The 26452-nt window shown below is 61.5% G+C and carries 25 protein-coding genes; 12 read left to right on the top strand and 13 right to left on the bottom strand.

The annotated features are described in order from the left end of the window. The first annotated feature begins 16 nt into the window (after window positions 1–16). The 4 genes from IHQ71_RS19260 to IHQ71_RS19245 all read left to right on the top strand — a co-directional run bounded on the left by IHQ71_RS19260 (window position 17) and on the right by IHQ71_RS19245 (window position 3823). Complete coding sequence (locus tag IHQ71_RS19260; RefSeq protein WP_258158052.1) at window positions 17–1024, top strand: ABC transporter substrate-binding protein; 1008 nt, start codon at window positions 17–19, stop codon at window positions 1022–1024. An 8-nt stretch (window positions 1025–1032) separates the two neighbouring features. Continuing rightward, on the top strand, window positions 1033–1803 hold the full coding sequence (locus IHQ71_RS19255; protein WP_258158051.1) for an ABC transporter ATP-binding protein: 771 nt from the start codon (window positions 1033–1035) through the stop codon (window positions 1801–1803). Window positions 1804–1955: 152 nt separating this feature from the next. Further along, complete coding sequence (locus tag IHQ71_RS19250) at window positions 1956–2534, top strand: NADPH-dependent FMN reductase (RefSeq protein ID WP_258158050.1); 579 nt, start codon at window positions 1956–1958, stop codon at window positions 2532–2534. A gap of 197 nt (window positions 2535–2731) precedes the next feature. After that, window positions 2732–3823 carry a PHB depolymerase family esterase gene (locus IHQ71_RS19245; RefSeq protein ID WP_258158049.1) on the top strand — a complete coding sequence of 364 codons (1092 nt, stop codon included), beginning with the start codon at window positions 2732–2734 and terminating at the stop codon, window positions 3821–3823. 71 nt (window positions 3824–3894) lie between these two features. On the opposite strand, the gene IHQ71_RS19240 is transcribed toward IHQ71_RS19245, so the two are convergent. The 3 genes from IHQ71_RS19240 to IHQ71_RS19230 all read right to left on the bottom strand — a co-directional run bounded on the left by IHQ71_RS19240 (window position 3895) and on the right by IHQ71_RS19230 (window position 7747). Continuing rightward, a complete protein-coding gene (locus IHQ71_RS19240; protein WP_258162884.1) occupies window positions 3895–4788 on the bottom strand; it encodes a carbohydrate ABC transporter permease in 894 nt (297 codons plus the stop codon). A gap of 51 nt (window positions 4789–4839) precedes the next feature. Beyond that, the gene (locus tag IHQ71_RS19235; RefSeq protein ID WP_374989883.1) at window positions 4840–5964 is read right to left on the bottom strand and encodes a carbohydrate ABC transporter permease; all 1125 of its coding nucleotides are present in this window, start codon (window positions 5962–5964) and stop codon (window positions 4840–4842) included. A 121-nt stretch (window positions 5965–6085) separates the two neighbouring features. Next, on the bottom strand, window positions 6086–7747 hold the full coding sequence (locus IHQ71_RS19230) for a sugar ABC transporter substrate-binding protein (RefSeq protein WP_258158048.1): 1662 nt from the start codon (window positions 7745–7747) through the stop codon (window positions 6086–6088). A 459-nt stretch (window positions 7748–8206) separates the two neighbouring features. Between IHQ71_RS19230 and IHQ71_RS19225 the strand changes: the two genes are divergently transcribed. From IHQ71_RS19225 to rbsK, 3 genes are read left to right on the top strand one after another with little or no spacing between them, the layout of a single operon-like run. Continuing rightward, the gene (locus tag IHQ71_RS19225; RefSeq protein WP_258158047.1) at window positions 8207–9268 is read left to right on the top strand and encodes an ABC transporter ATP-binding protein; all 1062 of its coding nucleotides are present in this window, start codon (window positions 8207–8209) and stop codon (window positions 9266–9268) included. Window positions 9269–9293: 25 nt separating this feature from the next. After that, window positions 9294–9749, top strand: coding sequence for an RbsD/FucU family protein (locus IHQ71_RS19220; protein ID WP_258158046.1), 456 nt, complete (start codon window positions 9294–9296; stop codon window positions 9747–9749). Between the two features lie 10 nt (window positions 9750–9759). After that, window positions 9760–10683, top strand: a complete 924-nt coding sequence (gene rbsK / locus IHQ71_RS19215; RefSeq protein ID WP_258158045.1) for a ribokinase — start codon at window positions 9760–9762, stop codon at window positions 10681–10683. Between the two features lie 84 nt (window positions 10684–10767). On the opposite strand, the gene IHQ71_RS19210 is transcribed toward rbsK, so the two are convergent. Together IHQ71_RS19210 and IHQ71_RS19205 are read right to left on the bottom strand one after the other, a co-directional pair. Then, window positions 10768–12408, bottom strand: coding sequence for a calcium-binding protein (locus IHQ71_RS19210; RefSeq protein WP_258158044.1), 1641 nt, complete (start codon window positions 12406–12408; stop codon window positions 10768–10770). A gap of 249 nt (window positions 12409–12657) precedes the next feature. After that, window positions 12658–13002 (bottom strand): flagellar export protein FliJ, encoded by a 345-nt coding sequence (locus tag IHQ71_RS19205; protein ID WP_258158043.1) that lies wholly within the window; start codon window positions 13000–13002, stop codon window positions 12658–12660. Between the two features lie 448 nt (window positions 13003–13450). On the opposite strand from IHQ71_RS19205, the gene ctrA reads away from it, so the two are divergent. Then, complete coding sequence (gene ctrA, locus IHQ71_RS19200; RefSeq protein WP_258158042.1) at window positions 13451–14152, top strand: response regulator transcription factor CtrA; 702 nt, start codon at window positions 13451–13453, stop codon at window positions 14150–14152. A gap of 90 nt (window positions 14153–14242) precedes the next feature. On the opposite strand, the gene IHQ71_RS19195 is transcribed toward ctrA, so the two are convergent. The 4 genes from IHQ71_RS19195 to chpT form a co-directional block, all read right to left on the bottom strand. Next, the gene (locus IHQ71_RS19195; protein WP_258158041.1) at window positions 14243–14659 is read right to left on the bottom strand and encodes a cupin domain-containing protein; all 417 of its coding nucleotides are present in this window, start codon (window positions 14657–14659) and stop codon (window positions 14243–14245) included. A gap of 137 nt (window positions 14660–14796) precedes the next feature. Next, window positions 14797–15207, bottom strand: a complete 411-nt coding sequence (locus IHQ71_RS19190) for a hypothetical protein (protein ID WP_258158040.1) — start codon at window positions 15205–15207, stop codon at window positions 14797–14799. A gap of 77 nt (window positions 15208–15284) precedes the next feature. Further along, window positions 15285–15656 carry a response regulator gene (locus IHQ71_RS19185; protein WP_258158039.1) on the bottom strand — a complete coding sequence of 124 codons (372 nt, stop codon included), beginning with the start codon at window positions 15654–15656 and terminating at the stop codon, window positions 15285–15287. A 144-nt stretch (window positions 15657–15800) separates the two neighbouring features. Next, a complete protein-coding gene (gene chpT, locus IHQ71_RS19180) occupies window positions 15801–16451 on the bottom strand; it encodes a histidine phosphotransferase ChpT (protein ID WP_258158038.1) in 651 nt (216 codons plus the stop codon). A gap of 271 nt (window positions 16452–16722) precedes the next feature. Here chpT and IHQ71_RS19175 point away from each other — a divergent pair, with 271 nt between their 5' ends. Together IHQ71_RS19175 and IHQ71_RS19170 are read left to right on the top strand one after the other, a co-directional pair. Beyond that, window positions 16723–17292, top strand: coding sequence for a DUF1134 domain-containing protein (locus IHQ71_RS19175; RefSeq protein WP_374990041.1), 570 nt, complete (start codon window positions 16723–16725; stop codon window positions 17290–17292). 319 nt (window positions 17293–17611) lie between these two features. Further along, entirely contained in the window at window positions 17612–18853 is a 1242-nt protein-coding gene (locus tag IHQ71_RS19170) for a hypothetical protein (protein ID WP_258158036.1), read from the top strand. 181 nt (window positions 18854–19034) lie between these two features. Here the strand turns inward: IHQ71_RS19170 and IHQ71_RS19165 are convergent, their stop codons facing one another. Together IHQ71_RS19165 and IHQ71_RS19160 are read right to left on the bottom strand one after the other, a co-directional pair. After that, window positions 19035–19862: an RNA methyltransferase gene (locus IHQ71_RS19165; protein WP_258162882.1), complete on the bottom strand. Its 828-nt coding sequence runs from the start codon at window positions 19860–19862 to the stop codon at window positions 19035–19037. 6 nt (window positions 19863–19868) lie between these two features. After that, complete coding sequence (locus tag IHQ71_RS19160) at window positions 19869–20255, bottom strand: hypothetical protein (RefSeq protein WP_258158035.1); 387 nt, start codon at window positions 20253–20255, stop codon at window positions 19869–19871. 27 nt (window positions 20256–20282) lie between these two features. Here IHQ71_RS19160 and IHQ71_RS19155 point away from each other — a divergent pair, with 27 nt between their 5' ends. Together IHQ71_RS19155 and rpoH are read left to right on the top strand one after the other, a co-directional pair. After that, window positions 20283–21323 carry an RluA family pseudouridine synthase gene (locus tag IHQ71_RS19155; protein WP_258158034.1) on the top strand — a complete coding sequence of 347 codons (1041 nt, stop codon included), beginning with the start codon at window positions 20283–20285 and terminating at the stop codon, window positions 21321–21323. A gap of 172 nt (window positions 21324–21495) precedes the next feature. Further along, complete coding sequence (gene rpoH / locus IHQ71_RS19150) at window positions 21496–22398, top strand: RNA polymerase sigma factor RpoH (protein WP_258158033.1); 903 nt, start codon at window positions 21496–21498, stop codon at window positions 22396–22398. 243 nt (window positions 22399–22641) lie between these two features. Here rpoH and IHQ71_RS19145 read toward each other — a convergent pair whose 3' ends face one another. Both IHQ71_RS19145 and IHQ71_RS19140 read right to left on the bottom strand, forming a co-directional pair. Continuing rightward, window positions 22642–24945: a hypothetical protein gene (locus IHQ71_RS19145; protein ID WP_258158032.1), complete on the bottom strand. Its 2304-nt coding sequence runs from the start codon at window positions 24943–24945 to the stop codon at window positions 22642–22644. Between the two features lie 64 nt (window positions 24946–25009). Then, the gene (locus tag IHQ71_RS19140; protein WP_258158031.1) at window positions 25010–26308 is read right to left on the bottom strand and encodes an adenylosuccinate synthase; all 1299 of its coding nucleotides are present in this window, start codon (window positions 26306–26308) and stop codon (window positions 25010–25012) included. Window positions 26309–26452: the final 144 nt, after the last annotated feature.

Below are 26452 nucleotides of genomic sequence, written 5' to 3'. Positions count from 1 at the left end.
CACAGAGGTGGACGACATGAACATTTCCCGACGCGGTTTTTCGAAACTCCTGGCTTCCGCAAGCCTGCTTCCGCTGGTCGGCTCCGCTGGCCTCGTACATGCCAGCCAGCCCGAACCGGTGACGCTGCGCTATCTCGCAAGCCAGGGCGGTCTCGCTGCGCATGAACTGGCCGACGCGCTCGGCTATTTCGACAATACCGGCGTCAAGCTCGAGAACAAGGGCTATGCCGCGGGCGGGCCGGCGTCGCTGTTCGCGCTGGCATCCGGCGATATCGAGATCGGCAGTGCGGCGACGGCGGCGGTGCTCAACTCGATCGCTGGCGGCAATGATTTCGTCGCGGCCTATCCGAGCAACGGCATCACCAAGGATGTCGAGAGCATTTTCTACGTGCTCGAGGGCAGCCCGATCAAATCGATCAAGGATCTCGTCGGCAAGACGATTGCGGTCAATACGCTCGGCGCGCATCTCGACTATACCGTGCGCGAGGCGCTCCACGCAGCCGGCCTGCCGCAGGACGCGGCCAAGCTCGTCGTCGTGCCGGGGCCGCAACTGGAACAGGTGCTGCGCTCGGAACAGGTGGATGTCGCGGCCTTCGGATACTGGCAATCGACCTTCGAGGGCGTCGCCCGCAAGAATGGCGGGCTGCGCAAGGTGTTCGGCGATACCGAAGTGCTCGGTGAAATCGCCGGCGGCTTCGTGGTGCTGCGGCGCGACTGGATCGGCGCGCATCCGGAGGCTGCCAAGACATTCGTGGAGCAATCGGCAAAGGCGCTGGATTATGCGCGCGAGAATCCGGATGAGACCAAGAAGCTGATCGCCGAGGTGCTTAGTACGCGCGGCGAGAACCCTGATATCGCCCAGTATTTCGCCGGCTATGGCGTCCGCGCCGGCGGCCTGCCGGTCGAACGCGACCTGCAATTCTGGATCGATGTGCTGGTTCGCGGCGGCACGTTGAAGGAAGGCCAGATCAAGGTCGCCGACGTGCTGTTCGATCCGGCCAAGCTGGCCGGCGCGGTCAATTGAGGCCCGATATGACGGATGCCCATCTGGCCCAACGTGGCGATGTTGCGATCAGCAACCTCTCCAAGACCTTCGCGATCAACGGCCGCAGCCTCAATGTGCTGCGGGGCCTCAACCTCAGGATCGAGGGTGGCGAGAGCCTCGCCATCGTCGGTGCCAGCGGTTCGGGCAAGACGACACTGCTCCGTATTCTCGCGGGGCTCGAGGAGGCCGATAGCGGCCATGTCTCGATCGACGGCCGGCCGATCGACGGGGTCGGGACCGAGCGCGCGGTGATCTTCCAGGAGCCGAGATTGCTGCCCTGGTTGAGCGTCGAGGACAATGTCGCGTTTCCGCTCGAGGTTCGCGGCATTCATGGCAGGGAGGCGCGCAGCCTGGCGGACCGTTACATAAGGCTGGTCGGCCTTGGCGAGTTCTCGACCGCTCTGCCCTCACAACTCTCGGGCGGCATGGCCCAGCGTGTCGGCATCGCCCGCGCGCTCGCCGTCCAGCCCGAGATCCTGCTGCTCGACGAGCCGTTCGGCGCGCTCGACGCGATGACCAAGATCACCATGCAGGAAGAGCTTTCGCGCATCTGGCGAGAGGAGAAAGTCACGATGATCCTCGTGACGCATGACCTGGAAGAGGCGATCTACCTGGCGGATCGCGTGCTGATCCTGCCCAAGGAGCGGGACGGGCGGCCAAGGGAAATCGAGATCGACCTGCCACGGCCGAGGGACCGGAGCGAAGCCCGCTTCGTCAGGTTCCGCCAGGAGCTTCTCGCGGAATTCGGCCTGCATTAGAGCGGTCGCGCCGGCGGTGTCTCCTCCCGATGCCGCCGGCGAAATCTCCCTTGAGCTTGTCAACACCCGTTGAACACAGCGTTCCCATCCCGCCAATTGAGGAAGACAATGACAGGGCATACGGTGCGGCCATTCAACCCAGGGAGATTGATATGGCCAAGCCGAAAATTGCGATTATTATCAGCAGCATACGTGACAACCGTTTCGGCGATAAACCGGCGGCATGGGTGCATGACATCGCCTCGGCGCGGGACGATATCGATACCGAGATCGTCGATCTCAAGGAATGGCCGTTGCCGTTCTTCAACGAGGTCGCCTCCAACGCCTGGGCGCCGACCCAGAACGAGGTCGGCCAGCGCTGGCAGAAGAAGGTCGGCGAGTTCGACGGCTATATTTTCGTCATCGCGGAATACAATCGCTCGATCACGGCGCCGATGAAAAACGCCTTCGATTTCGCCTATCCGGAATGGAACAAGAAGCCGGCCGCCGTCGTCGGCTACGGCAGCGTGGGCGCGGCGCGTGCCGCCGAGCATCTCAGGACGATCGCCATCGAACTGCAGATGGCACCAACCCGCAGCGGCGTCCATATCGGCGGCGGCGACTTCATGGCCGTCTGGCAGCAGGGCAAGAACCTGCGCGAGCTCGCCCATATCGAAGCCGGCATCAAGACCTTGCTGGACGAGCTCGTCTGGTGGGCCAATGCTTTGAAGGCGGCGCGCGCGGCGGGCTGACACCACCACGATGCAAATGGCGCCGGAAGCTTCCGGCGCCATTTCTAATTTCACCGGCCAGGCCCCTACATCACGAGGCCGCCCGTCACGCGATGGCTTTGTGCGATTGCGAACAATTCCGAAAGATTCATTGTGCGTCGCAGCATTCGTTCCCACATGAGGGGTTCGGGCCCATTTGGCCGCCCAAGGAGACGACAATGCTCGACAAGCCCATGCAGGATCAGCGCCTGATCGAAATCGCCAGGTTCGGTTCCAATCCGGGATCGCTGAAAGCTTGGCTGTTCCTGCCTTCCATCATGGCTCCCAATACACCGCTTGTCGTGGCACTCCATGGCTGCACGCAGACGGCGGAAGGTTATGCGGCAGGCTCGGGCTGGTCGCAGCTCGCAGAGCGGCGTGGATTTGCGGTGCTCTATCCGGAGCAGCAGCGGTCGAACAATGCCAATCTCTGCTTCAACTGGTTCGAACCGGGAGACATCAGGCGAGATGCGGGCGAAGTGCTATCCATCCGCAAGATGATCGGCCATCTCGTCCAGATGCAAGGGATCGATCCCGAACGAATTTTCGTCACCGGTCTGTCGGCAGGCGGCGCGATGGCGAATGTCATGCTGGCCACCTATCCCGACATATTCGCGGGAGGCGCGCTCATCGGTGGATTGCCTTATGGCACGGCGGTCACGGTCGGCGAGGCGTTCGAGCGGATGCAGGGGCGCAATCCGCCTGATGCCGCGAAGCTGCAATCCACGCTCAAGGGTGCATCGAAACACGCGGGGCGCTGGCCGACGGTTTCGATCTGGCACGGCACGCACGACCAGACGGTTCGCCCGAGCAATGCCGAACAGGTCGTCACGCAGTGGAGCGGGGTACATGCGCTGGGCGAGGTTTCGCGAACCGAAACCATCAACGGCCATACACGCAAGGTCTGGCTCGACGCGCGGGGCCGGGAGGCGGTCGAGACCTGGTCCATTCAGGGTATGGGTCACGGCGTTCCCCTGGCGGCAAGTGGCGATGAACCGATCGGAAAAGCCGGACCATACATGCTGGAGGCGGGCATCTCCTCCACGGTGCGGATTGCACGGTCGTGGAAGCTTGCGACCGATGCGGACGTGAGAGAGGCGGAGGCCGGGGGCAGCACCGACGGGCGCAAAAGCCAGGACGGTACGGCATCCATAATAGAACGGGCATTGCGTTACGCGCGGCCCCGCGAGAATGCCACCGGCGCAGCGCCGGATGGGAAGATCGCCAAGGTCATCAATGACGCTCTCAGGGCGGCTGGGCTGATGAAATAACGACCATCGCCACGGACGCGTATGGCCGGAAGGACGGTGGACGGGTGCGGGATGTGCCGCACCCGTGCCGGTTATTTCACGCTGCCGGCGGTCATGCCCTTGATGATGTAGCGTTCGAGCACGATGCCGATCACCACCAGCGGTGCGATGGCTGCGGCTGACAAAGCTGCCATCGACCACCAGTTGATGCCCTGCGAGCCGGTCTGGCTCGCGACCATGACGGGCAGCGTCTTGCCATGCGTGGCGGTGAGCAGGGCGGCGAAGAAATACTCGTTCCAGCAGAGTACCAGCGCCAGGATGAAGGCCGCGACCATGCCGGGGGCGGCGAGCGGGAAGACGATGCGGAAGAAGGCGCCCCAGATGGAGAGGCCATCGACAAGCGCCGCTTCCTCGAGTTCGATCGGGATGCCGCCGAACTGGTCGCGCATGATCCAGATGACGATCGGCAGCACCATCAGCGTATAGAGCAGGATCAGGCCGACCGTGGTGTCGAGCAGTGCAAGTTCCTTGTAGAGCACGAGGAAAGGCAGGGCCAGCACGACCGGCGGCAGGATGAGCTGCGACAGGAAGAAGAAGGAAATGTCCTTGTTGCGCATCCAGCCGATCTTGTAGGCGAAGCGGCTGAGGCCATAGGCGGCGAGCGAACCGATCAGCACGGCAAGCAGCGAGGCACTGACCGAGGTGATGACGCTGTTGAAGAAGCGGCCGATGAATTCGCTGCGCACGGTGGAGGGCCGGCCGATCGTATCGGGCGACAGGCCGAGCGAGCGCCAGCCGAGCCAGTTCGGATTATAGCCGACCCAGGGCACGATGGCGCCCTTCTGCACGTCCTTGGCGACCTTGAACGAGGTGGTAACCGTCCAATAGATCGGGAACAGGCAGACGATGGCCCATAGCGACAGCGCGCCATAGATGAAGATGCGGGAGAAGTCGAACTTCCTGGGCGCCGCTTCCTCGTCCTGGATTTCGCGGAGTTTGGGCAATGTCTGGGCGGTGACGGTCACGGTTCGAACTTCCTATTCATTGCTGTTCGCGATGGTCCACCTGCTCGCGAGCTTCAGGAGCCCGGTGATGAACAGGATGATGATCACGAGATAGACGAAGGCGAGCATGGTGCCGTAGCCGACATTCGATCGCTCGCGATATTCGCGGTAGATGAAGCTGGTGACGGTATCGGTCGCGCCGCCCGGTCCGCCCGAGGTGACGTTGATGACGATATCGGCGAGCTTGAGCTTGAAGATGATGCGGAGGATGATGGCTGTGATGGAAACCGGCAGCATCAGTGGGAAGGTGATCTTCCAGAAGGCCTGCCAGGGCGTGGCGCCATCGACGCGGGCGGCTTCCTGTACTTCCTTCGGCATCGCCTGGAGACCGGCAAGCAGCATGATCATCATGAAAGGGATATAGGTCCAGGCATCCATCATCATGATCGAGATGCGGGCAATGATGGGATTGGTGAAGAAGGCGGGCTGAGACCAGCCGAGTTCGCGGGCAAGGGTCGCCAACGGTCCGAAACGGTATTCGCCGAGCGACTTGCCGATCATCCACGACACCGCGACCGGCGACAGCATGAAGGGCAGGAGGAAGGCGACGCGGAAGAATTTACGCGCCCGGATCTCGGCATTGAGCAGCAGCGCCAGGCCGAAGGCGATGGCATATTCGACGATCACCGCGACCGAGTAATAGAACATGTTGATCAGCGCGTTCCAGAAATAGGGATCGTGCCACATCTGGACGAGGTTGTCGGTGCCGTTGAAATGCTGGCCCTCGAAAGCCGAGAGATTCCAATCGGTAAAGGCGATGTAGAGCCCGAACAGGGTCGGGAAGATCACCATGAAGACGGTGAAGAGAAAGGCGGGCAGGACGAAGAGCAGCTTCTTGCCGGCTTCGCCACGGATGATGACCTGCGACACACAAAGGCCGAGACACCAGATGACGATGGCGTAAAGCGCGGGCTGCCAGTTGGCGAAACCGAAGCTGATCTTGCCGGCGACATAGAGCGACTGGATGAGGAAGGTGCCGAGCAATAGAACCGTCGCGCCCCAGAAGATCAGCTTGCCAAGCATCTTGCGGCTGGCCGGGATCTCCTCGTCGGTGTTGACGGTGTAGAGCCTATCGATCAACAGGTCCTTGTCTGCCATGTAATTCCGTCCTGCCCGTGCTCCGGCTCGAGCTCGCCGAGCTTAGCATTGCCATTAGATACAATAAAAGAGGCTGGCGACGCGATTGCCGCCGCCAGCCTCCGATTTCTTCGGTTCAGTCCTACAGGCCCAGCGAGGCCTTGTAGAGCGCGACCTGCTTTTCGCGGCCGATCTGGTCGGTCAGCTTCTCCCAGGCGGCGGCGATGTTATCGGCACCCTGCTGGGCGGACATCTGGCCGGCGAAGATCTTCGCCAGTTCGTCTTCCGCGATCGAGTAATACTGGAAGATACCCGGGATGCGGGGCTCGATAGCGGCATTCGGGTGGTTGTAGGAGTCTTTTTCCGAGTTCAGGTAGGACGTGATGAAGGCTTCGTCGTAACCTGCCGCGACCCATTCCGGAATGTTGAAATGCGAGTTGCGGTAAGGCTGCATACCCGAGGGGTAGGCAGCCGTCCAGAGCGAGATGTCCTTGCCGCCGAGATGGGCAGCGGCAGACCATGCGGCCTTCTGCTTGACCGGATCGGAATCGACACGGGACATGACGTAAACACCCCAGCCGATATAGGCCATGTTCGGTGCGTAGTTCGGGCCCGATGCGAGCTTGTCCCACTGGCCGGTCTTGGAGTTGTAGACGTCGTCCGAACCCGGAAGGATCGAGAAGCCGACGGTTTCGCCAACGACGGATGCATCCGAGGTCTTGGCGGACGAGCCGACGTCACCCCACCAGGCGATCATCGAGCCGGTGCCGGCCAGGAACTGCTGGAAGGCAGTCGTGCCCGGATCGGCGTTGAGCTGGTCGGCCGGTTCGGACGGCAGCGCGTCGATCACGTCCTGAATCGTGCGAACCCAGGCCGGATTGTTGATGCGCGGCTTCATCGTGTCGGCGTCGAACAGCCAGGCCTTGTCGTCTGGATGCTTGGCATAGGCGGTTGCGCGCGATGCCAGGAAGTAGAAGCCGAAGCCGCCCCAGCCCTTGGGTGCATCGAGATAGCCATAGACATCCTGGCCATCGTGCTGCTTGCCCTTGAGGAACTTGGTGACTTCCTGCACCTGTTGCCAGGTCTTCGGCACGCCGAAATCGCCTTCTTTGCCTTCGTCCTTCCAGGCTTTCGCGAGGTCGGCGGAAGCGAAGACGTCGGTACGATAGTTGAAGTTGTGGCAGTCGCCATCGACCGAGATGCGGTAGGTCTTGCCATCCCAGGTGCCGACAGGCGCCTTGAGGTAGCCGACATAGTCGTCCATGTCGATCTGGGTCTTGACCCAATCCGGCATCACGGATGCGAGACCCTTGCCGCAGACATCGCCCTCGAAGGGTGCGCCCATTTCGGCAATGTCGAAATCCACGGTGCCGGTGGCGATCGACTGCTGCAGGCGGGCGTTGTAGTCAGCCTGCGCAAGGTCGATCCAGTTGATCTTGGCACCGGTATACTGCTCCCAGGCGTAAAGCAGGCCGCGGAACAGGACGTTGTGGAGGTTCTGGTTGTTGAGGCCCATGAACGAGAGCTCGACGCCCTTGAACTCGCCTTCCTTGACGTTGGCCTTGGTCGCGCCGAGGCACATTTCACCGACCTTCTGCCAGTCGGCATCCGTCGGCGACCCAGCGCCGACGCCCGGAACCTTGAGCAGCGCCGCGCGGTCCACGGCCTGTGCGTAGGCCGGGCCAGCGAGGCCAATCATCGACGAGCTCATCGCCGCCGTTGCGGCGACGCCCGCCGCGCCCTTCATCAAGCCGCGACGGCTGATGGATTGCTTCGCTAGAAGTTCATAAAGATTGACTTTCACGCCTTATCCTCCCGTTAAGGTTGTCAAGGCAGAGCGCATTCTCCCGCGCACCCCACCCGTCGCCGGCAGTCTTGCACAGCAATCCCGCCCCGCGCAAACTGTATTTTATCGCCCTAGAAAAGGACAACCGAAGCAATTTCCTGCACGCCTCCAAGGGCTGTTTTCATGCCCTCGTGAAGAACAAGGTAAATCCTTTTACCAAAACGCGTCAATGGTGATTTTTCCCAAGCGTCTCACCGCATTGCAACATTCGCGTTGCGCTGCGGCAATGACCAGGTTCAAAACCAGTGGACAAGCTTTCTCCCCTCGGTTAGAGGACATTGGGATGCCCGGCGGGAGAACCGGCAAACCGGGCAGGAAGAGCGAGGCCGCCGTGCCATGGAGCTACAACCATATGTAGCATCCGCGAATGGCGGGCTTGAGGTTCAGACACGGACGAAAAGGTCCGGGGGAGAGGGGATGTCACAGGTTCTGGTGCGTGACGTGCGCAAGGCGTATGGCTCTTTGGAAATCATCCATGGGGTCAATATCGATATCTCGGATGGCGAGTTCGTGGTGCTGGTCGGCCCGTCCGGATGCGGAAAATCCACGCTTTTGCGCATGATAGCCGGGCTTGAGAGCATTACCGGCGGCAAGATCCTGATCGGCGACAAGGTCGTCAACAACGTGCCGCCCTCCGACCGCGACATCGCCATGGTCTTCCAGTCCTATGCGCTCTACCCGCATATGAAGGTGAAGGATAACATGGCCTTCTCGCTAAAGCTGAAAAAAACCGATCCCGCCGTGGTGGAGGAGCGCGTCAGATCGGCTGCCAACATTCTCGGCCTGACGCCCTATCTCGACCGCTATCCACGGCAATTGTCCGGCGGCCAGCGCCAGCGCGTGGCCATGGGGCGCGCCATCGTGCGCAATCCGCAGGTCTTCCTGTTCGACGAACCGCTCTCCAATCTCGACGCGAAGTTGCGCGTGCAGATGCGAACGGAGATCAAGGAACTGCACCAGCGGTTGAAGACGACGACCGTCTATGTAACGCATGACCAGGTGGAAGCCATGACCATGGCTGACCGGATCGTCGTGCTGCAGGACGGCAATGTCGAGCAGGTCGGCGCGCCGCTCGATCTCTACGACAATCCCGCCAACTTGTTCGTCGCGACCTTCATCGGTTCGCCGTCCATGAACCTGATCAAGGGCAAGGCGAAGATTATCAACGGCGAGGTATTCGTCGATGTCGGCGGTACGCTGCTGCCGGCAGGCAGCAAGCATCAGGTTACCGAGGGCCAGGATGTCACCTACGGCATCCGTCCGGAGCATATAGCGCTCGCAGACGATGGCTTCGAGGCCAAGGTGGGCGTGATCGAGCCGACCGGCTCGGAGACCATGGTCTTCGTCCATGCCGGCGGCAACGACATGCTGGTGCTGTTCCGCGAGCGGCACACGTTTACCACCGGCCAGACGATCAAGCTCGAGCCGCGCAAGGACGCGGCGCATATTTTCGACACCGCGACCGGCAAGCGGATTTGATTTCTACGCATTTGGGAGGAATGACATGCTCAAGAACATCTCGCCGCTGCTGAACGCGGACGTGCTCTACGCACTGAAGGCCATGGGGCATGGCGATTACCTTGTTCTGTCGGACACCAATTTCCCCGCCGATTCCATCGCTCGCCAGACGGTGCTCGGCAAGCTGCTCAGGATGGAGAACACGACGTCGGCCGAGGCCGCGGCGGCAATCCTGTCGCTGATGCCGCTCGATACATTCATCGACAATGCCGCCGAGCGGATGGAAATCGTCGGCTCACCGAACGAACTGCCGCCGGTGCAGCAGGAAGTGCAGGTCGTGATCGACAAGGCCGAGGGCAAATCCTGGCCGCTGAAATCGATCGAGCGCTTCGCCTTCTACGAGAAGGCCAAGAACGCCTATTGCGTGATCCAGACGGGCGAGCGCCGCTTCTATGGCTGCTTCGTGCTGACCAAGGGCGTGATCCCGCCGGATGCCAAGTGAGGCAACTGACATGAGCCACGACATCGTCATTCTCGGCGTCTTCGTTGCGGACACCGCCTATCGCGCCGCCCGCCAGCCGAAGATGGGCGAGACCCTGCTCGGCAACGGCTTTGCGCTTGGTCCGGGCGGCAAGGGTTCCAACCAGGCGGTCGCCGCGGCCAAGGCCGGCGGCGACACGGCGTTCCTCTCCAAACTCGGCGACGATGCATTCGCCGACATGGCGATGAAGACCTGGGACGAGGCCGGCGTGCATCCGGTCGTCAGCCGCGACAAATCGAGCTATACGGGTGCGGCCTATATCTTCGTGGAAGAAGGCACCGGCAACAATGCCATCATCGTGTCGCCGGGGGCGGCGGCAACCATCTCGCCCGCCGACATGGATGCGCAGGCCGACCTGATCGGTGGCGCCAAGGTCTTCGTCACACAACTCGAACAACCGCTTGATGCGGCCGTGCGGGCGCTGAAGATCGCGCGGGCTGGAGGGGCCGCGACGGTCCTCAATCCGGCGCCCGCACAGAAACTCGACCAGTCAGTATTTGCGCTCTGCGACTACGTGACACCCAACGAGACCGAGACCGAGATATTGACCGGCCTGCCGGTGACCAATGTCGAGGAAGCCAGGGTGGCGGCGGCGCGGCTCTTGGAACTCGGCGTCAAGACGGCGATCATCACGCTCGGCGAAAAGGGCGCGCTCTATCACAGCGCCACGGAAAGCGTGCTGGTGGCGCCGTTCAATGCCGGGCCGGTGAAGGAAACGACCGGAGCGGGCGATGCCTTCAACGGCGGCTTCGCGGCGGCGCTCTCCAAGGGCATGAGTCCGCTCGAAGCGGTGCGCTTCGGCTCGGCGGTGGCCGGGATTTCGGTGACGCGGGCAGGGACGGCGCCATCGATGCCGGATCTGGCCGAGGTCGAGGCGTTGCTGGCGCGGGGGTGAGGCTTCCGCCTCTTAGGCAGTTCATCCCGGCTTGCCGCGGACCTGACCATTTTGCGGGGGAGATGCCGCGATCTCCTGCCGTCACTACAGCACGAAATCCCCAGCCGTCAGCTTCATGGCGTCGTCGAGATGGATGACGAAATCGGCCTTCTTGTCGCCGTCCGTATCGCCGTAGATGTAGGTGTCGCTCTTCAGCTTCTCGTAGCGCAATTCGCCTTCGTGGCCGGTGAAGGCCCTGGTGCCGATGAACGTGAAGGACTGGTCATCGACCGGGTGCTTCTGCGCATCGATCAGGTGAAGGTCGATCTTGTCGCCATCGAGGGTCTGCATGTCGAAGATCGTGTCGGCCTTGGCGTTGGTGTTGCCGCTGTCGCCGGTCTTGAACAGGAAGGTATCGGCATCGGCGCCGCCAAAGAGCCTGTCGCGGCCCTTGCCGCCATCGACGATGTCGATGCCGCCGAAGCCCTTGAGCGTATCGGCACCGCCTTTGCCGGAAAGCGTCTCGCTCCAGTTGGTGCCGGAGCGTGTATTGGCGCCTGATGTGCCGATGCGGTCGGGCGCATAGTGCCGCTGGTAGACGCCCGCACCGTCACCGTCCTGACCGGCGGAATACCAGGTCACCACCCAGCTGCCATCTTCGAGCGCCGCGACCGAAGTGGAATATTGCTCGCCTGTCGTGTAGCTGTTGACCAGCGTTTCGCCGCCCGATGCCTCGCCATCGGCGTCATAGCGCTGCTGGTAGACGCCAGTGCTGCTACCGTCCTGCCCCGATGAGTTCCAAACGACCAGCCAGCCGCCATCGCCAAGCGCGGTGACGGAAGCGGGTTCCTGCTTGGCGCTGGTATGAGTGTTGACCTGTGTCTCGGCGCCGTCCGTCACGCCTGACGCATCGTAGCGCTGCAGGAAAATGCCATAGCTGCTGCCGTCCTGGTTCGATGATTGCCACGCCACCACCCAGCCGCCATCGGCCAAAGCGGTTACGGATGAGTATTCTTGATCCGAGGTCGTGAAGGTGTTGACGCGCGTTTCGGAACCCACCGCAGCACCCGTTTCATCGTAGTGCTGTTGGTAGATGCCATCGCCACTCCCGTCCTGGCCGGAGGAGTGCCACGTCACCACCCAGCCGCCGCCGGAGAGCGCTGCGATCGACGGTTCGTCCTGACTTGACGTTGTGTAGGTATTGACGACAGTCTCCGTGCCGACCGCGGCACCCTCGGCATTATATCGCTGCTGGCTGATGCCATCGCTGTTACCGTCGACTCCGCTGGACGACCACGTCACGACCCAGCCGCCATCGGGCTCGGGCAGGGCCGTGATCGACGGTGTCGACTGACCGCCCGTGGTGTAGGTGGTGTTGACGCGCGTCTCGTCGCCGTCCGTTGCACCCGATGCATCGTAGCGCTGCTGATAGATGCCGCCGAGGTCGCCATCCTGCCCTTGGGAAGTCCACGTCACCACCCAGCCGCCGTCAGCCAATGCCGTGACATTCGTGTCCCTCTGCGCGCCCGTCGTGTGAGTGTTGACATGTATTTCCGCGCCTGCGACCGCGCCATCGGCGTCGAAGCGCTGCTGGTAGATGCCCCAATCGTCGCCATCCTGCCCGTTGGACTGCCACGCCACCAGCCAGCCGCCATCGGCAAGCCCGATCACGGACGAGAGTGCCTGGGCGCCCGTCGTGAATGTGTTGACGCGTGTTTCGTCGCCGGCTGTCGCATTGGATGACATGGTTGCTCCGTCGTGCATGGGTTGGGTTCAACCGCGGAGCCTTATCCAAGGCGTGAACGCGAGCGTTCTAGCAGGTCGGGGGCGACGGGAAGCGACTTTTTCTGGGGGTATCGCCGGGCAAGCAAAAGGCCCCGGCTGCGTCACCAGGGCCACTTTGGATATTTCGAACGGCATCAACGCCACGCGCACCCACCGCCCGCGTCCCGGCGGGCAATCTGCTTGTGGCGGAGAGAAACCAGATCCCGCGCGTCAGGCGCGCAGTCTGATATCCCGCTCCTCGATGGCCGAGGCCTTGTCGAAATCGGCCTGAAGTTCCTCGACAGCCGTCTCGGCTGCGTCCTGCTGGACCTTCAATTCCCTGATCGAGACCCCAAGATTGTCGGACCGCTGGCGGGCGGCCTTGGCGAAGGTCGAATAGGCGAAGTGATTCGGATCGGTGATGCCGGACTTCTTCTCTTCGTACTGGATCTGGTTTTCCAGTTCCTTCGCCATGCGTTCAAACTCGGCCATCATCATCTGGAGTTGTTTCAGCTGACGGCGTTTCTCCTTCAGCTGGAATTCCTTCAGACGTACTAGGCTTTCACGCGACTTCATACGCAATACTCCCGTGGATAGCGTGATCCCGGTTAACTTACAAAACCCGGCTCGAAAGAGTCCCAAAGGACACATCTCAAAAAAATGTTCACGGACGTTAATAATTCCTAACGGCGGTAACCATTCGTTTACGGGCATCGTTAATGATAACGGCTATGATTTAAGGCTCGGTAAATGCCGGAAGGATGTTTCACTTTTTTGGCGAAGAATGAGTCGGCTGAATCGCTTAGCGGGAACTCTTAATGTATTGGTTAAGAGTCGTCATTTTGGGATTCATGTGGTAAATCAGGTGGCTGGGGAAAATATTTAACAAAGTCGATACATCTTGCCAGATGGAATCAGAATTTGTTAACCATTTAATGGCAGCCTCCAAATCAGGCAATTAGCTGGATCCCAGCCCTGAAGGTGAGGTTGTGAACCTTTCAAGGCGGCGGAAAAGGGGAAGAATATGCGGGTTCTACTCATAGAAGATGACAGCGCGACAGCGCAAAGTATTGAGCTTATGCTCAAATCCGAGAGTTTCAATGTTTACACCACCGATCTCGGTGAAGAGGGCGTCGATCTCGGCAAGCTCTACGACTACGATATCATTCTCCTGGATCTGAACTTGCCCGACATGTCCGGCTACGAAGTGCTCCGCACTTTGCGTCTGTCGAAGGTCAAGACGCCGATCCTCATTCTCTCGGGCATGGCCGGGATCGAAGACAAGGTACGAGGCCTTGGTTTCGGCGCCGACGATTACATGACCAAACCTTTCCACAAGGATGAACTGGTCGCACGCATTCATGCGATCGTGCGCCGCTCGAAGGGCCACGCCCAGTCGATCATCATCACCGGCGACCTTATCGTCAATCTCGACGCCAAGACGGTGGAAATCGGCGGCCAGCGCGTGCATCTCACGGGCAAGGAATACCAGATGCTGGAGCTTCTCTCGCTCCGCAAGGGCACCACGCTCACCAAGGAAATGTTCCTCAACCACCTCTATGGCGGCATGGACGAGCCGGAACTGAAGATCATCGACGTCTTCATCTGCAAGCTGCGCAAGAAGCTCGCGGCAGCCGCCGGCGGCGCCAACTATATCGAGACCGTCTGGGGCCGCGGCTACGTGCTGCGCGAGCCCGAGGGTGTCGAGCTGATGGAAAGCGCCTGACAATCGTCAAGGGTTAACCCGTTTAGCAATGCCCGTCCCGGTTTGGGGCGGGCATTTTCTTTTTGGGGCAGGGGTGTCCCGGCGCCGCCTTTAACCGGCCATCCGGAATTCGGACGGCTCGACCGGCAGCGGCGAGACGGTGACGAACTGGTTGGCACTCACGACGAAGAACGTCTTGCGCAGCTTTTCCTTCACATCCCAGGTCACGACCTCGCCCTGATGGCAGAACCAGCTGTCGCCGGGGCCATACGTGACGCTGTTTCCCGCTTCGTCGGTGAGGGTCACTTCGCCATCCAGCACGGTTGCGTGCTCGTGGAAGGGATAAATCACCTTGAACTTGCCCTTGGTGACTTCGTAGATGCCGCTCAGCACCTGTCCATTGGCCGATGTGTAGAGGTTGGTGCCGTGCATGATCGGTTCGCCTTCGAGTGTGACGGCGGACAGTCGTTCCGGCGGTCCCCAGACATCGAGTGCCACAGCTGATGTGCCGATCTTGAATGCGATCATCCGAGTTCTCCGATCTTGCTAAACGAAGACCGCAGTGTTCCAGCGATGGGACGTGTTGTGAAATTGTTTATTGCGAGACGGTGGTTCGGATATCGCGAGGCGTGGATCTGTCCCGCGCATTCTGCACTTCTACTGTTTTACTGATCGCGTGAGAATTTGTCATGCACGGCTATTGAAAACCGAATGGCAATGAGTGCGAGAACGTAAACTGCCAACAGGCCCGGGATGGCGTGGGAGAGGTTACTATCGGCGCTCTGAGGCACCCTCAACAAGGCTTGCATCAGCGACAATTGCAGAGACAGCACTATCGCTTCGGACAGAATGATCAGCCCTGAGGCCGCCACATTTTCCCGAACCGTCCTGTGACGCGTCAGACCGACGATCGCCGAAAACAAGGCCCCGAATACCAGCGGCACCGCGATCAATATTGGTTCGTAGGCATCGGAAAGCAGGAGGTTAAGAACGGTGCCGGCTGAGGTGAAGCCAAGATTGAACTTCGTCGAAGTCCATGCTGTTCGATAGATGCTGGGAATGGATGCTGAATCCAATGAAATGCAACCCGTCGTGATGTTCCCGTCAATTGTGCCTCGCGCCAGGTGGAAACTCAAGAGTTGTATTGCGAACGTCAAGCCGCAGCCGATTTGGCCAGCATCTCGTCGAACAGGGCGTGCAGGACCTTGCTCTCATAGGGCTTGAGCAGGAAATCGTCGGCGCCGGCGCGTTTGGCGGCCATCAGGTGGCGGAGGTCGGCAGTTTCGACGCCGTAGAGGATGCGGGTGGAATTGCCTGATTGCATCAGGCGGATGTTGGCGATCAGATCCAGGGCGCCTTCGAGGTTGGAATCGACGATGATGACGTCGGGGAGCGCGCTATCGCATTTCGCCATGGCATCGAGCGCGCTGGCGCAACCGGTCACGGCAAAGCCGAGTTCGGAGAGGATGCGATCGGCTGCCTCCCGCACGGATTCGGATTCATCTGATATCAACAGACGCAACATGGAACAGGACCCCTGGGCGCCGTCTCGTTTTGGCGCGTTATGGACAATTCAATTTAAATAGAAAAGCATAACGGAACCTTACCGTCTGTTCCCCAGGGCACGGCAAGGCGGGACAAGTGCAACTTTTTGGGTAATGCGGGTAGATTACTCGGCCTTGACCATCTCCGCCGTGAAGACGATTTCTTCCGGGTTCTGCACGGCGTGGAGCTGCATGCCGGCCTCGTCGGCGAGCATGACGGTGTAATAGGGCTGGATGGTGTGGGCGTCGATCGCCTCTTCAACCTGGCCCGAGTTGATTTCCATGAACTTCGGCGGCAAGCGCATCATCCGGCCCTTGGCGGTCATGGTGAATTTCGGGTCCGTTTCGGGATTTTCGAGCGTCACGTCGACGGTGCCGCCACGCGGGATAGAGCCATAGGCGACGAGGAAGAGATTGAGCAGCAGCTTCACCCGGTTCTTGGGGATGATGACGCGGGGGCCGCTCCAGGTGATCTCGGTCTTCTTTTCGGCGGCGGCGAATTCGCGGGCGGCCTTTTCGGCTTCACCGGTGTCGATCGAGGCGCCGACAGAGCCGGATGCGCCGAAGGCGAGGCGAGCGAGCTTGAGGCGGACCGAGGCATTGAGCGCGGATGTCCGGATCAGGTCGAGCGCATCGGCATCCGCACCGCCTTCATCGAGAAGTTCGAGGCCGTTGTTGATGGCGCCGACGGGGGAGATGACGTCATGGCAGACCCGGCTGCACAGGAGCGCGGCCAGATCGGAGCCGGTGAGCGTCAGGTTCGGGTTCTTCGCCATTCGATTTCTCCTGGTCCGTCCGGTCCGTCGTTCGAAACCGGGCAGATCGTCACATAACGTAATTAGAACATTCCCCGCAATACGCAAAGCCGGGAGAGTCAACGGTTGGGCACCGAGTCAAGGTGGCCGGTATCCCTCTGCCATAAAGACACCACATTTGGTAAACCGATTGTTAAGACCATCGGTTCAAAATGCAGATAATTCACCATAGCTGCCTTTTTGCAGAGGGCGCTGGGAGCACGAGGCGATGGAGCTGACAATGCGGGGAATGATGGGTTTATTCGGTAGGGCCGCGGCAATCGTCGCGCTGGTTTTCGGAGCGATGCTGGCTGCAGGCGCGCCGGCACGCGCGGACAATTCGCAATATACGATGCAGGAAATCGTCGATGCCGGCCACGGCTTCTTCGGTTCCACCACCGGCGGGCTCGCCAAGGTGGTCGAGGCCGCCTTCAAGCAGTATGGCCTGCCGAACGGCTATATCCTCGGCCAGGAAGCCGCCGGTTCGCTGGTCCTCGGCGCCACGTATGGCGAAGGCGAGCTCTATACCAAGAATGCCGGCCAGCACACGACCTTCTGGCAGGGCCCGTCGATCGGACTGGATTACGGCGGGCAGGGCAGCCGGGTGATGATGCTGGTCTATGAACTGCCGAGCGTGAACTCGATCTATACCCGCTTCGGCGGCGTGTCCGGCCAGGCCTATGTGGTCGCCGGCTTCGGCATGACGGTGCTCAAGAACAAGAACGTGCTGATCGTGCCGATCCGCACGGGCATCGGTGCGCGGCTGGGCGTCAATGTCGGGTATTTGAAGATGACAAAGCGGGCTACGTGGAATCCGTTTTGATTTGATCCGACGGTCAAGAATTATTGAGTGGCGCTCCGGTCTCCGGCGCGCCATTTACGTTTTGAGGGGAGGGAGCGGGTGTTCGGGATGCGAAGTGACGCTCGGCATTGCCTTCGCGCGACATCGCGCTCAGGCCTCCTTCACCTCAAATCGATTCACTGGATCGATTTGCGTCGCTTGCGGCGCCGACGGTTGCGGAGCGCGCCAAATTAACAACGTCGGGCAAAATTGCTCGGCCCTGTTACCTACGTAACTTGCAGGTGCCATGGTCGCATGCTTTAAACTGCCCCGAGTTGTTTCAACATCGGGCGCGACGGCCGTGATAGAATATGCTTTGCTTTTCGTACTGGGCTTTGTGACCGCGATGCTGGCAGGCCTTCTGCTGGCACCCGCAATCCACCGCCGTATCGTCAAATTCACCGAGAACCGCATCATCGCCACCATGCCGGTCAGCCCCGGCGAACTGCGTGCGCAGAAGGACATGGTGCGGGCCGAGATGGCGGCGAGCATGGCCCGGACGGGCCACGACCTGAAGCATGAGCGCGGCAAGGCCGCGACGCTTGGAATCCAGAACGACCAATTGATCAGCCAGGCCAGTGGGCTTGCCAGCGAGAATTTCGACCTCCGGACCACGATGGAAGCGCTTGACCACGAAGCGGGTGAAATCCGTGCGGCGCTGCGCCAGGAGGAAATGCACGTGGTCAGCCTGCGCGAGCAGCTTTCCGAGGGCACGATCCGCGATCGCGCCAAGGAAGACCGCATTTCGCAGCTTCTCGGCAAGATCCAGCAGCTCGACCAGGACATTGGCAACCTCAAGATCGATATCGCCACACGCGATACCGAGGCGGAAAGTTTCCGGTCGCGCATCAACGCATTGCGCGACGAGCGCGAAACACTGCGCAACGACCTGAGGCTGACGACCCAGCGCGCCAAGGATGCCGAACTCCGGCTTGCCCGCGAGGAGAACAAGTCGGCCCGGCTCGAGGATCGCCTCAACAGCGAGATTTCGGGTAGCGTCGATAAGGATACGATCATCGAGCGCCGGCTCTCCGAGGTCAACCGGTTGAAGGAGCGGCTGAAGGCTGCCAATGCCGAGGTCCGCGAGACGGCTCGCAAGCCTGCGATCACCAAACTGCCGCCGCCGGAACGCATCAAGACGCTGCCCAGCAATGTGAGGCGCGCCACGCTTGAGGACCTTAAGTCGGACGAGCCCACGAAGCTGGTCGAAGCTACGCCGCCGGCGCTGTCACCGGAATCCGCGCCGCTTGCGATGTTGCCCACCAGGCTGATCGACGAGAAGCGCGCTTCGGAACTTTCCGACGAGGCCCGCAGCCAGGCCAATGCGGTGTCCGACGTGCTGCTCAAGCTGGAGAACGAGGATCGCGACGACGCATTGCGCATCGAGATTGCCGACATCGCCGCCAAGATGATGGCCATCGTCGCGCAGAAGGAAGGCATGTCGTCGCCGATCCGGTCCATGCTGTCCGGCCGGCCGCAGGAGAGTGCTTCGGCAAGGGTCTCGCTTTCGAACCGGGCTTCGGCGCTGATGCACCAGGAATAGATGCCAACCATCGCTTGGGGTTCTGCCCCTCATCTGCCTGCCGGCATCTTCTCCCCGCAGGCGGGGAGAAGGGACTCGTGCCGCCGACGGCGATCCCAGCGCCCCCTCGCCCCGCTTCAGCGGGGAGAGGGCTGGGGTGAGGGGCAAGCGCATGCAAGCAGTGCGGTTTCTGTTCTTTTTTTCAGATTCGTCCCATGGCGGATGCGATGGCGAAGAGTGCGACGCCGGTTGCCGTGCCTGCGTTGAGGCTATCGAGCCCCGGCGCCTGCGGTATGCGCGCCGTCTGGATCGAAGCGAGAACGCGCTGCGGCAGGCCTTCGCCCTCGGTTCCTGTCAACAGAGCAGCCCGATTGCCGGGCGCGATCTGCCTGATATCGATCGCGCCGCATGGGGAAAGGCCCCAGAGCGAGAACTGGTCTTGCCGAAGTGCCGTCAGCAGATCGGCGATCGAGCCTTCCCTGGAATACGGAATGCGCAGCACAGAACCCACCGATACGCGCAGCGCCTTGCGGTAGAGCGGGTCGCAGCAGGTTTCGTCGAGGAGCACCGCATCGGCGCCAAAAGCTGCGGCATTGCGGAAGATGGCGCCTATGTTGTCGTGGTTGGCGATGCCGCAAGCGGCGACGACAAGAGCCTTGTCGGGAAGCGAGCCGAGAAGGTCATGCGTGGTCGGCGCGTTCTTTCTGATGCCGAGCGCAAGGACGCCGCGATGGATGTCGAAGCCTGCAATGGCATTCATCACCGTCTTCGAAGCGATATGGACGGGCACGTCATCCGGCAAGCGCTCGATCAGCGACGCGAGGCCTTCGACGCGGTTTTCGAGCAGCAGCAGGGATTCGGCGGCGAAGGCGCCCGCGCTGTTGTGGGAATCGACCAGCAGGTTGAGGACGACGGTGCCTTCGGCGATGAACCGGCCCTCACGGCGCGTCAGGTCGCGCTCGCGGATTTCGCGGAAGCCCGCGATCCGGTGATCGTCGGCGTCCTCGATGCGGATCAGCGCTCTCACCAGCACGGATTACTTGACTTCGATCTCGGTCACCTGCTTGCCGGTGCCGATATCGTAGACGAACATGCGCTGGCGGCCTTCGGGATCGGCGCCAAACATCAATATGCGATTGCCGCTGAGCGAGGAGCTTTCCAGCACGAAGCCTTCGGGAAGCGTGATGGTCTGCTTCGCGGCGGGTACGACGTCGGTCATGGCGGCCGTGGTGGTTGCGGGCAGCCGGCTCTGATCGGGCTTATTCCTGTCGATCTTGTAGACAATCGAGAAGACGACCGCCATAAGACCGATAATGATCACCGAACTCGAAATCACCAGAAGACGAACCATCTTGCGGCGGATCTTTTCCATCGCCGGATCAAGCGGTTTTTCTTCTTCATCTGTGAAGTTCGGGTTGGTCATTTGCGTCCCAGCATTGGTTAGTCGTTGATGTCACATTCCTTTAGTCAAGATGGGGCCTTTAGCCAAGATGACAATGCAGGGAAAGTCCTCATTGCGGACCAGCATGCCGCAGGGCGGCTGGACGCCTGGCTTGCCAGCGTGCTTGCGGGCGAACTGTCGCGGAGCCGGATCAAGGCGCTGATCGAGGGCGGCGACATCAGCATCAACGGTGCGCCGGCCAAGGAGGCCAAGCAGAAGATCCATCCGGGCGACCGGATCGAGATCGTCATGCCGGAACCCGAGGATGCCGAACCGCAGGGTGAGGATATTCCTCTCGATGTGCTCTACGAGGACGACGACCTGATCGTGCTGGTCAAGCCCGCTGGTCTCGTCGTCCATCCGGGCGCCGGCAACTGGACCGGCACGCTGGTCAATGCGCTGATCCACCATTGCGGCGCCAGCCTGTCGGGAATCGGCGGCGTCAAGCGGCCGGGCATCGTGCATCGCCTCGACAAGGAGACGAGCGGGGTGATGGTGGCGGCAAAAACAGATCTCGCCCATCGCAGCCTGTCGGAGCAATTCGCGGACCACGGCAAGACCATGCAGCTCGAGCGGGCCTACCAGGCGGTGGTCTGGGGCCTGCCGCGGCCGCACAAGGGCACGATCGATGCGGCATTGGGTCGTTCGTCGGACCGGACCCGGCGCGCCGTGCGTAACGACGATGCGGCCGATGCGCGCCATGCCGTCACGCATTACGAGGTGATCGAGCGATATCACGAGCGGCCGGACGCCACCGCGATCGCGTCAATGGTCGTCTGCCGGCTGGAAACCGGGCGGACCCACCAGATCCGCGTCCACATGGCCCATATCGGCCACCCCCTGCTCGGCGATCCAGAATATGGGGCGGCGTTCCGTACCAAGGTCAACCTGCTGCCGGAACCGGCCCGATCGGTCGTATCGGATTTTCACCGCCAGGCGCTGCATGCCTACCTGCTGCAGATCGTCCATCCACGTTCCGGCGAGGTGATGCGCTTCGAGGCGAATTTGCCTGAGGACATGCTGGAACTTATATCTTCCTTGCGCATTTAGGCGTATCCTGCAGTTAGGCGCCGTGATTGATAAGGTTACCTTATTTTCACGCGAGCGTGATGGCTGTCGCCTTGAAACAGCCGCAACAACACCTAAATTATGCAAAGGGCGGAGTCCGTGGACCTGCCCTGCGAGGCTTGCCGCAAAGGAAGCCGAATGAGAGGGGTGCTCTATGGCCCGTAATACAATGCCTATGTTGACCGCTGAAGGCGGCCTCAACCGTTATCTCGATGAAATCCGCAAGTTCCCGATGCTTGAGCCGCAGGAAGAGTATATGCTCGCCAAGCGCTTTGCCGAACATCAGGACAGAAATGCCGCCCACAGGCTCGTGACCAGCCATCTGCGTCTCGTGGCCAAGATTGCCATGGGCTATCGCGGCTATGGCCTGCCGATCGGCGAAGTTGTTTCCGAAGGCAATGTCGGCCTTATGCAGGCTGTCAAGAAATTCGAGCCGGATCGCGGCTTTCGCCTGGCGACCTATGCCATGTGGTGGATCAAGGCTGCGATCCAAGAATATATCCTGCGATCGTGGTCGCTCGTGAAGATGGGCACCACCGCCAACCAGAAGCGCCTGTTCTTCAACCTGCGCCGTCTGAAGGGCCGTATCCAGGCCATCGACGACGGCGATCTGAGGCCCGACCAGGTTGCCGAGATCGCCACCAAGCTGAAGGTCAGCGAGGAGGAAGTGATCTCGATGAACCGCCGCCTCGGCGGCGACGCGTCGCTCAATGCGCCGATCAAGGCGTCCGAGGGCGATTCGGGTCAGTGGCAGGATTGGCTGGTCGATGACCATGAAAGCCAGGAAGACATGCTGATCGAGCAGGACGAGCTGGAAAACCGCCGCTCGATGCTTGCCGGCGCCTTGAAGGTCCTGAACGATCGCGAAAAGCGCATCTTCGAAGCCCGCCGCCTCCGCGAGGATCCGGTAACGCTGGAAGAGCTGTCCGCCGAATTCGACATCAGCCGTGAACGCGTGCGCCAGATCGAGGTGCGTGCGTTCGAGAAGGTGCAGGATGCCGTGCGCGACGCGGCGCTTGCCCAGGCCAAGGCGCTCAGGGTTGTTGAGCCCGCGTAAACGGGGAGATTCCGTTTGGAATGAGAAAGCGCCGGGCAACAAAGTTGCCCGGCGCTTTTGTTTTTGCTGATTGTCAGTGTCGAGCGTGTATTCGCCCCTCATCTGCCTGCCGGCATCTTCTCCCCGTTTGACGGGGAGAAGGGACTCGTGGCGATGTCGGCGCGCCCAGCCTCCTTCTCCCCGCCTGCGGGGAGAAGATGCCGGCAGGCAGATGAGGGGCACTATCCACAGCCGCGGCGCTAATCAGTCGTTGTTGACCTGCGCGCCGAGTGCCGCCCATTCAGCCATCACCTTGTCGAAGGCATCCGTGCCGGATGCGCCTTTTTCGATCGTGATCAGCGCGCGGCGGTTGTTGCGGTAGGTGATCGGGATGTCGATCCAGGAGCGTGTTTTCATCAGTTCGGTGTTGGACTGCCGGGCATCGGCGTCGTCGTTCAGCGCCACCATGTGGAAATCGTCGGTGATCTTGGCAGGCACCGCGATCAGGCTGTTGCCGCGATCCTGCTCGGTCTGCTTGAAGGCGACGCGTTCGACCTTCTCGACATTGCCTTCCGGGAAATTCTCGGGCAGGTCGAAGACGACCTCGATGATATGGCTCGCGGGCAGCGAGACGTCGCTGTTGCGCTTGAAGGAGATCAGCACCTTCATCTTGCGGCCGGGAATGTCGATGTTCGCCTCGACCATCGGCTGCTTCTTGTCGCCTGCACTTGTCGTGTCTGATTTGACCGACCAGGTCACGGTGCCGGGGACGGCGACCGGAGAACCGCCGAGCTGCTCCTCGTAGAGGAACATCTTCTGGGTGACCGCGAGCGCCGGCGTCTCGGCATTGGCCTTGTTGTCGGCGGGGACGGCCGCGTCGGTGGAAGCGACCTGTTCGCCGGCATCCGTCTGGCCGGCAATGGTCTTGCCTTCCTTCAGGGTCTGGTCGACCGGGATCTTGGCGGCATCGGTTTCAGCCTCGGTGCCATCGGCCAGCAGGCGCTGGGTGAATTTCGTCGGTGCGATGGTCGGGTCGAGCGAAGCAACCTCGGTCGGCTTGGCATCGGCATCCGCCGGCTTCGTGTCGGTTGCGGCTGCCTTGTCCTCGATACCCTTGGTGTCAGTGGCGGCCTTTTCCTCGACGGCGCGTGTGTCCGAAGCGTCCTTGCTCTCGCCGGAAGGCATATAGCTGGCAACCAGCGTGCTGACATCGGCGCGATAGTGATAGAGGCCGTATGCCCCGCCGGCGACGATCAGGGCGCCAACGACGCCGATGGCGATCGGAATCGGGTTGAAGCTGCGCTTCTTCTTGTGTCTCTGGACCCGGAAGCTCTTGCCTTCGAGCTTCGACATGGCGCGCGACACCTCGGGCGGAAGCTTCTCGCCGTCGCCTGCCTTGTCGCCGTCAGCCTGGCTGTCGTAGCCGATCAGATCCTCGAGCTCAGTGCGCGCATTCTTCTGGCGCTGTTGTTCCTGCGCAGGGGTGGCGTCGATTTCCTTCTGCTTGGCCTCGAGGGCCTCCTCGAATGCGACGGGCTTGGGCAGATCGGGAAGATCGTCGAACGGTGCGTCCCAGGAGAAATCGCCGTCCTGGCCTTTTTTCGACGGTGGTGGCGAAACGGCGGGGGTCGCGAATTCCTGCTTCAGGAAATCGTTGAAGCCTGTCGCGACGTCGGTCTCGGTGAGAGCGGCGCGCGGCATCTGTGGCTCGTCCTGTACGGGCTCCGGCGGGGCGACTTCAGGCTCCTGGTCGATGTCCACCGCCCAATCGGGCGTGGTGGCCTCGGCGCGCACGGGCTGCTCGGGTTCCTGCTGCATGGCCGCCATCCAGGCAGGTTCCTGGTCTTCACGGCGCGGTTCGGATGCGGCATCGTCGTCGCCGCCGGGCACTTCCGATTCGGTCTCGACGAATGGCTGTTCCATGACGCGATTGGTGACATGGCGGCGCGTGGGCTCGGCATGGGCGAGGATCGGATCGTCGTGATCGTCGGCATGGTCGACGGATTGGACGTGGGCAGTTTCCACGACGGGCTCGTCCTGCACCGCAGCGACAGGCTCTTCGCGGTTTACAAACGGGGCGGTGTCTATGAAGGCGGGTTCTTCGACGCGGTCGGCGTCACGGGCAACCACGTCGTCGTGGCGCACCGGCTCGTCGACACGTGCTGGCTCGTCGTGATGGGTTTCCGCGACGACGGGTGCGGGTTCGACCGGTGCAGGCTCGTGATATGCCTGTTCGACGGGTTCGGCTTCGGCGTGCCGGGTTTCGACGGCCTCTTCGTCCACGGCATCGGTGACGACCGGCTGGGCGGCTGGTTCGTCCGTCGCTACCGGCTGCGCATCCTGCTCGGCGGGAGCGGCCTCGGAATGTTCTTCCTCGACCTGGCGGATCGCATCGTCGAGCTTGTCGAGCTGGCGCTTGAACATGACTTCAGGCGGCCGGGGCTTCATGTTCTCGAGCTGGCGTACGACGGCGCTCTTGGCCTTGTCATAGACCTTCGCGCGCATCTCGGGCGTGTTGTCGGTCAAGCCGTCAACAGCGCGTCGGATAACTGCTACAAAATCCGCCATAGGATCCTTCTCAACTCAATAAGCCGGGCAGGATAGTGCACTATCCATGCCCGGAACTTTCGGTTCAGTCTTCGAACGGGTCCGTGACGAGGATTGTATCATCCCGTTCGGGGCTGGTCGACAGAAGCGAGACCGGGGCGCCGATCAGCTCTTCCACCTGCCTCACATACTTGATCGCCTGCGCGGGCAGATCGGCCCATTTCCGCGCGCCTACGGTGGATTCCTTCCACCCTTCGAGCGTGACGTAGATCGGCTCGACCCTGGCCTGAGCCGCCTGACCTGCCGGCAGATGATCGATCTCCTGGCCATCCAGCCTGTAGCCGGTGCAGATCTTCAACTCCTCGAGGCCATCGAGCACATCGAGCTTGGTCAGCGCGATGCCGGTGACGCCATTGGTGGCAACGGATTGCCGCACAAGCGCGGCATCAAACCAGCCGCACCGTCTCTTTCTACCGGTAACTGTGCCAAATTCATGGCCGCGCTCACCTAAAAATGTACCGACCTCGTCAAAAAGCTCGGTCGGGAAGGGGCCCTCGCCCACCCTCGTTGTGTAGGCCTTGGTGATTCCGAGGACGTAGGAGAGTGCCGAGGGTCCCATGCCGGAGCCCGCCGCAGCCTGTCCCGCGACCGTGTTGGAGGACGTCACGAAGGGATAGGTGCCGTGGTCGATATCGAGCAATGTGCCCTGCGCGCCTTCGAACAGGATGCGCGAACCCTTGCGGCGCTCGCGGTCGAGCAGCGCCCAGACGGTTTCCGAATAGGGCAGCACGCGCTCGGTGATGGCTGCGAGTTCGGCCATGATCGCGGCGTGGCTGACTTCCGCCTCGCCGAGGCCGCGGCGCAGCGCATTGTGATGGGTGAGCAGGCGATCGACCTTGAGGCCGAGCGAGGATGGGTCGGCGAGATCGGTGACGCGGATCGCGCGGCGGCCGACCTTGTCTTCATAGGCCGGGCCGATGCCGCGGCGGGTGGTGCCGATCTTGGTGCCGGAATTCGACGCCGCATCCTCGCGGATGCCGTCGAGCTCGCGGTGGAGCGACAGGATGAGCGTCGCGTTGTCGGCGATGCGGAGATTCTCCGGCGTGATGATCACGCCCTGGCCGGCCAGCTTGTCGATTTCGGTCAGCAGCGCGTGCGGATCGATGACCACGCCATTGCCGATGATGGCGAGCTTGCCCGGACGCACCACGCCCGAGGGCAGCAGCGAGAGCTTGTAGCTGGTGCCATCGATGACCAGCGTATGGCCGGCATTGTGTCCCCCTTGGAAGCGGACCACGATGTCCGCGCGTTCGGAGAGCCAATCGACAATCTTGCCCTTGCCCTCGTCGCCCCACTGGGTGCCCACGACAACCACATTCGCCATATCTTGTGTTTCCTGACTTTAGACCGGCGTCTCAGCGCCCTTTCAAACCGGCGCACATATAAATCTTTACGATCGGGAAAGCGACCCGGTAAATGGCGCGGGCGGGGCTTTTTGCGTGACAGGACATCGGTGCGAGGCTAAGGC

This window comes from Rhizobium sp. TH2 (genome assembly GCF_024707525.1).
In the GTDB taxonomy this organism is placed as follows: Bacteria; Pseudomonadota; Alphaproteobacteria; order Rhizobiales; family Rhizobiaceae; genus Rhizobium_E.
The sequence above is the reverse complement of the archived record's forward strand: the minus strand, read 5'-3'. Positions and strand labels throughout refer to the sequence as shown.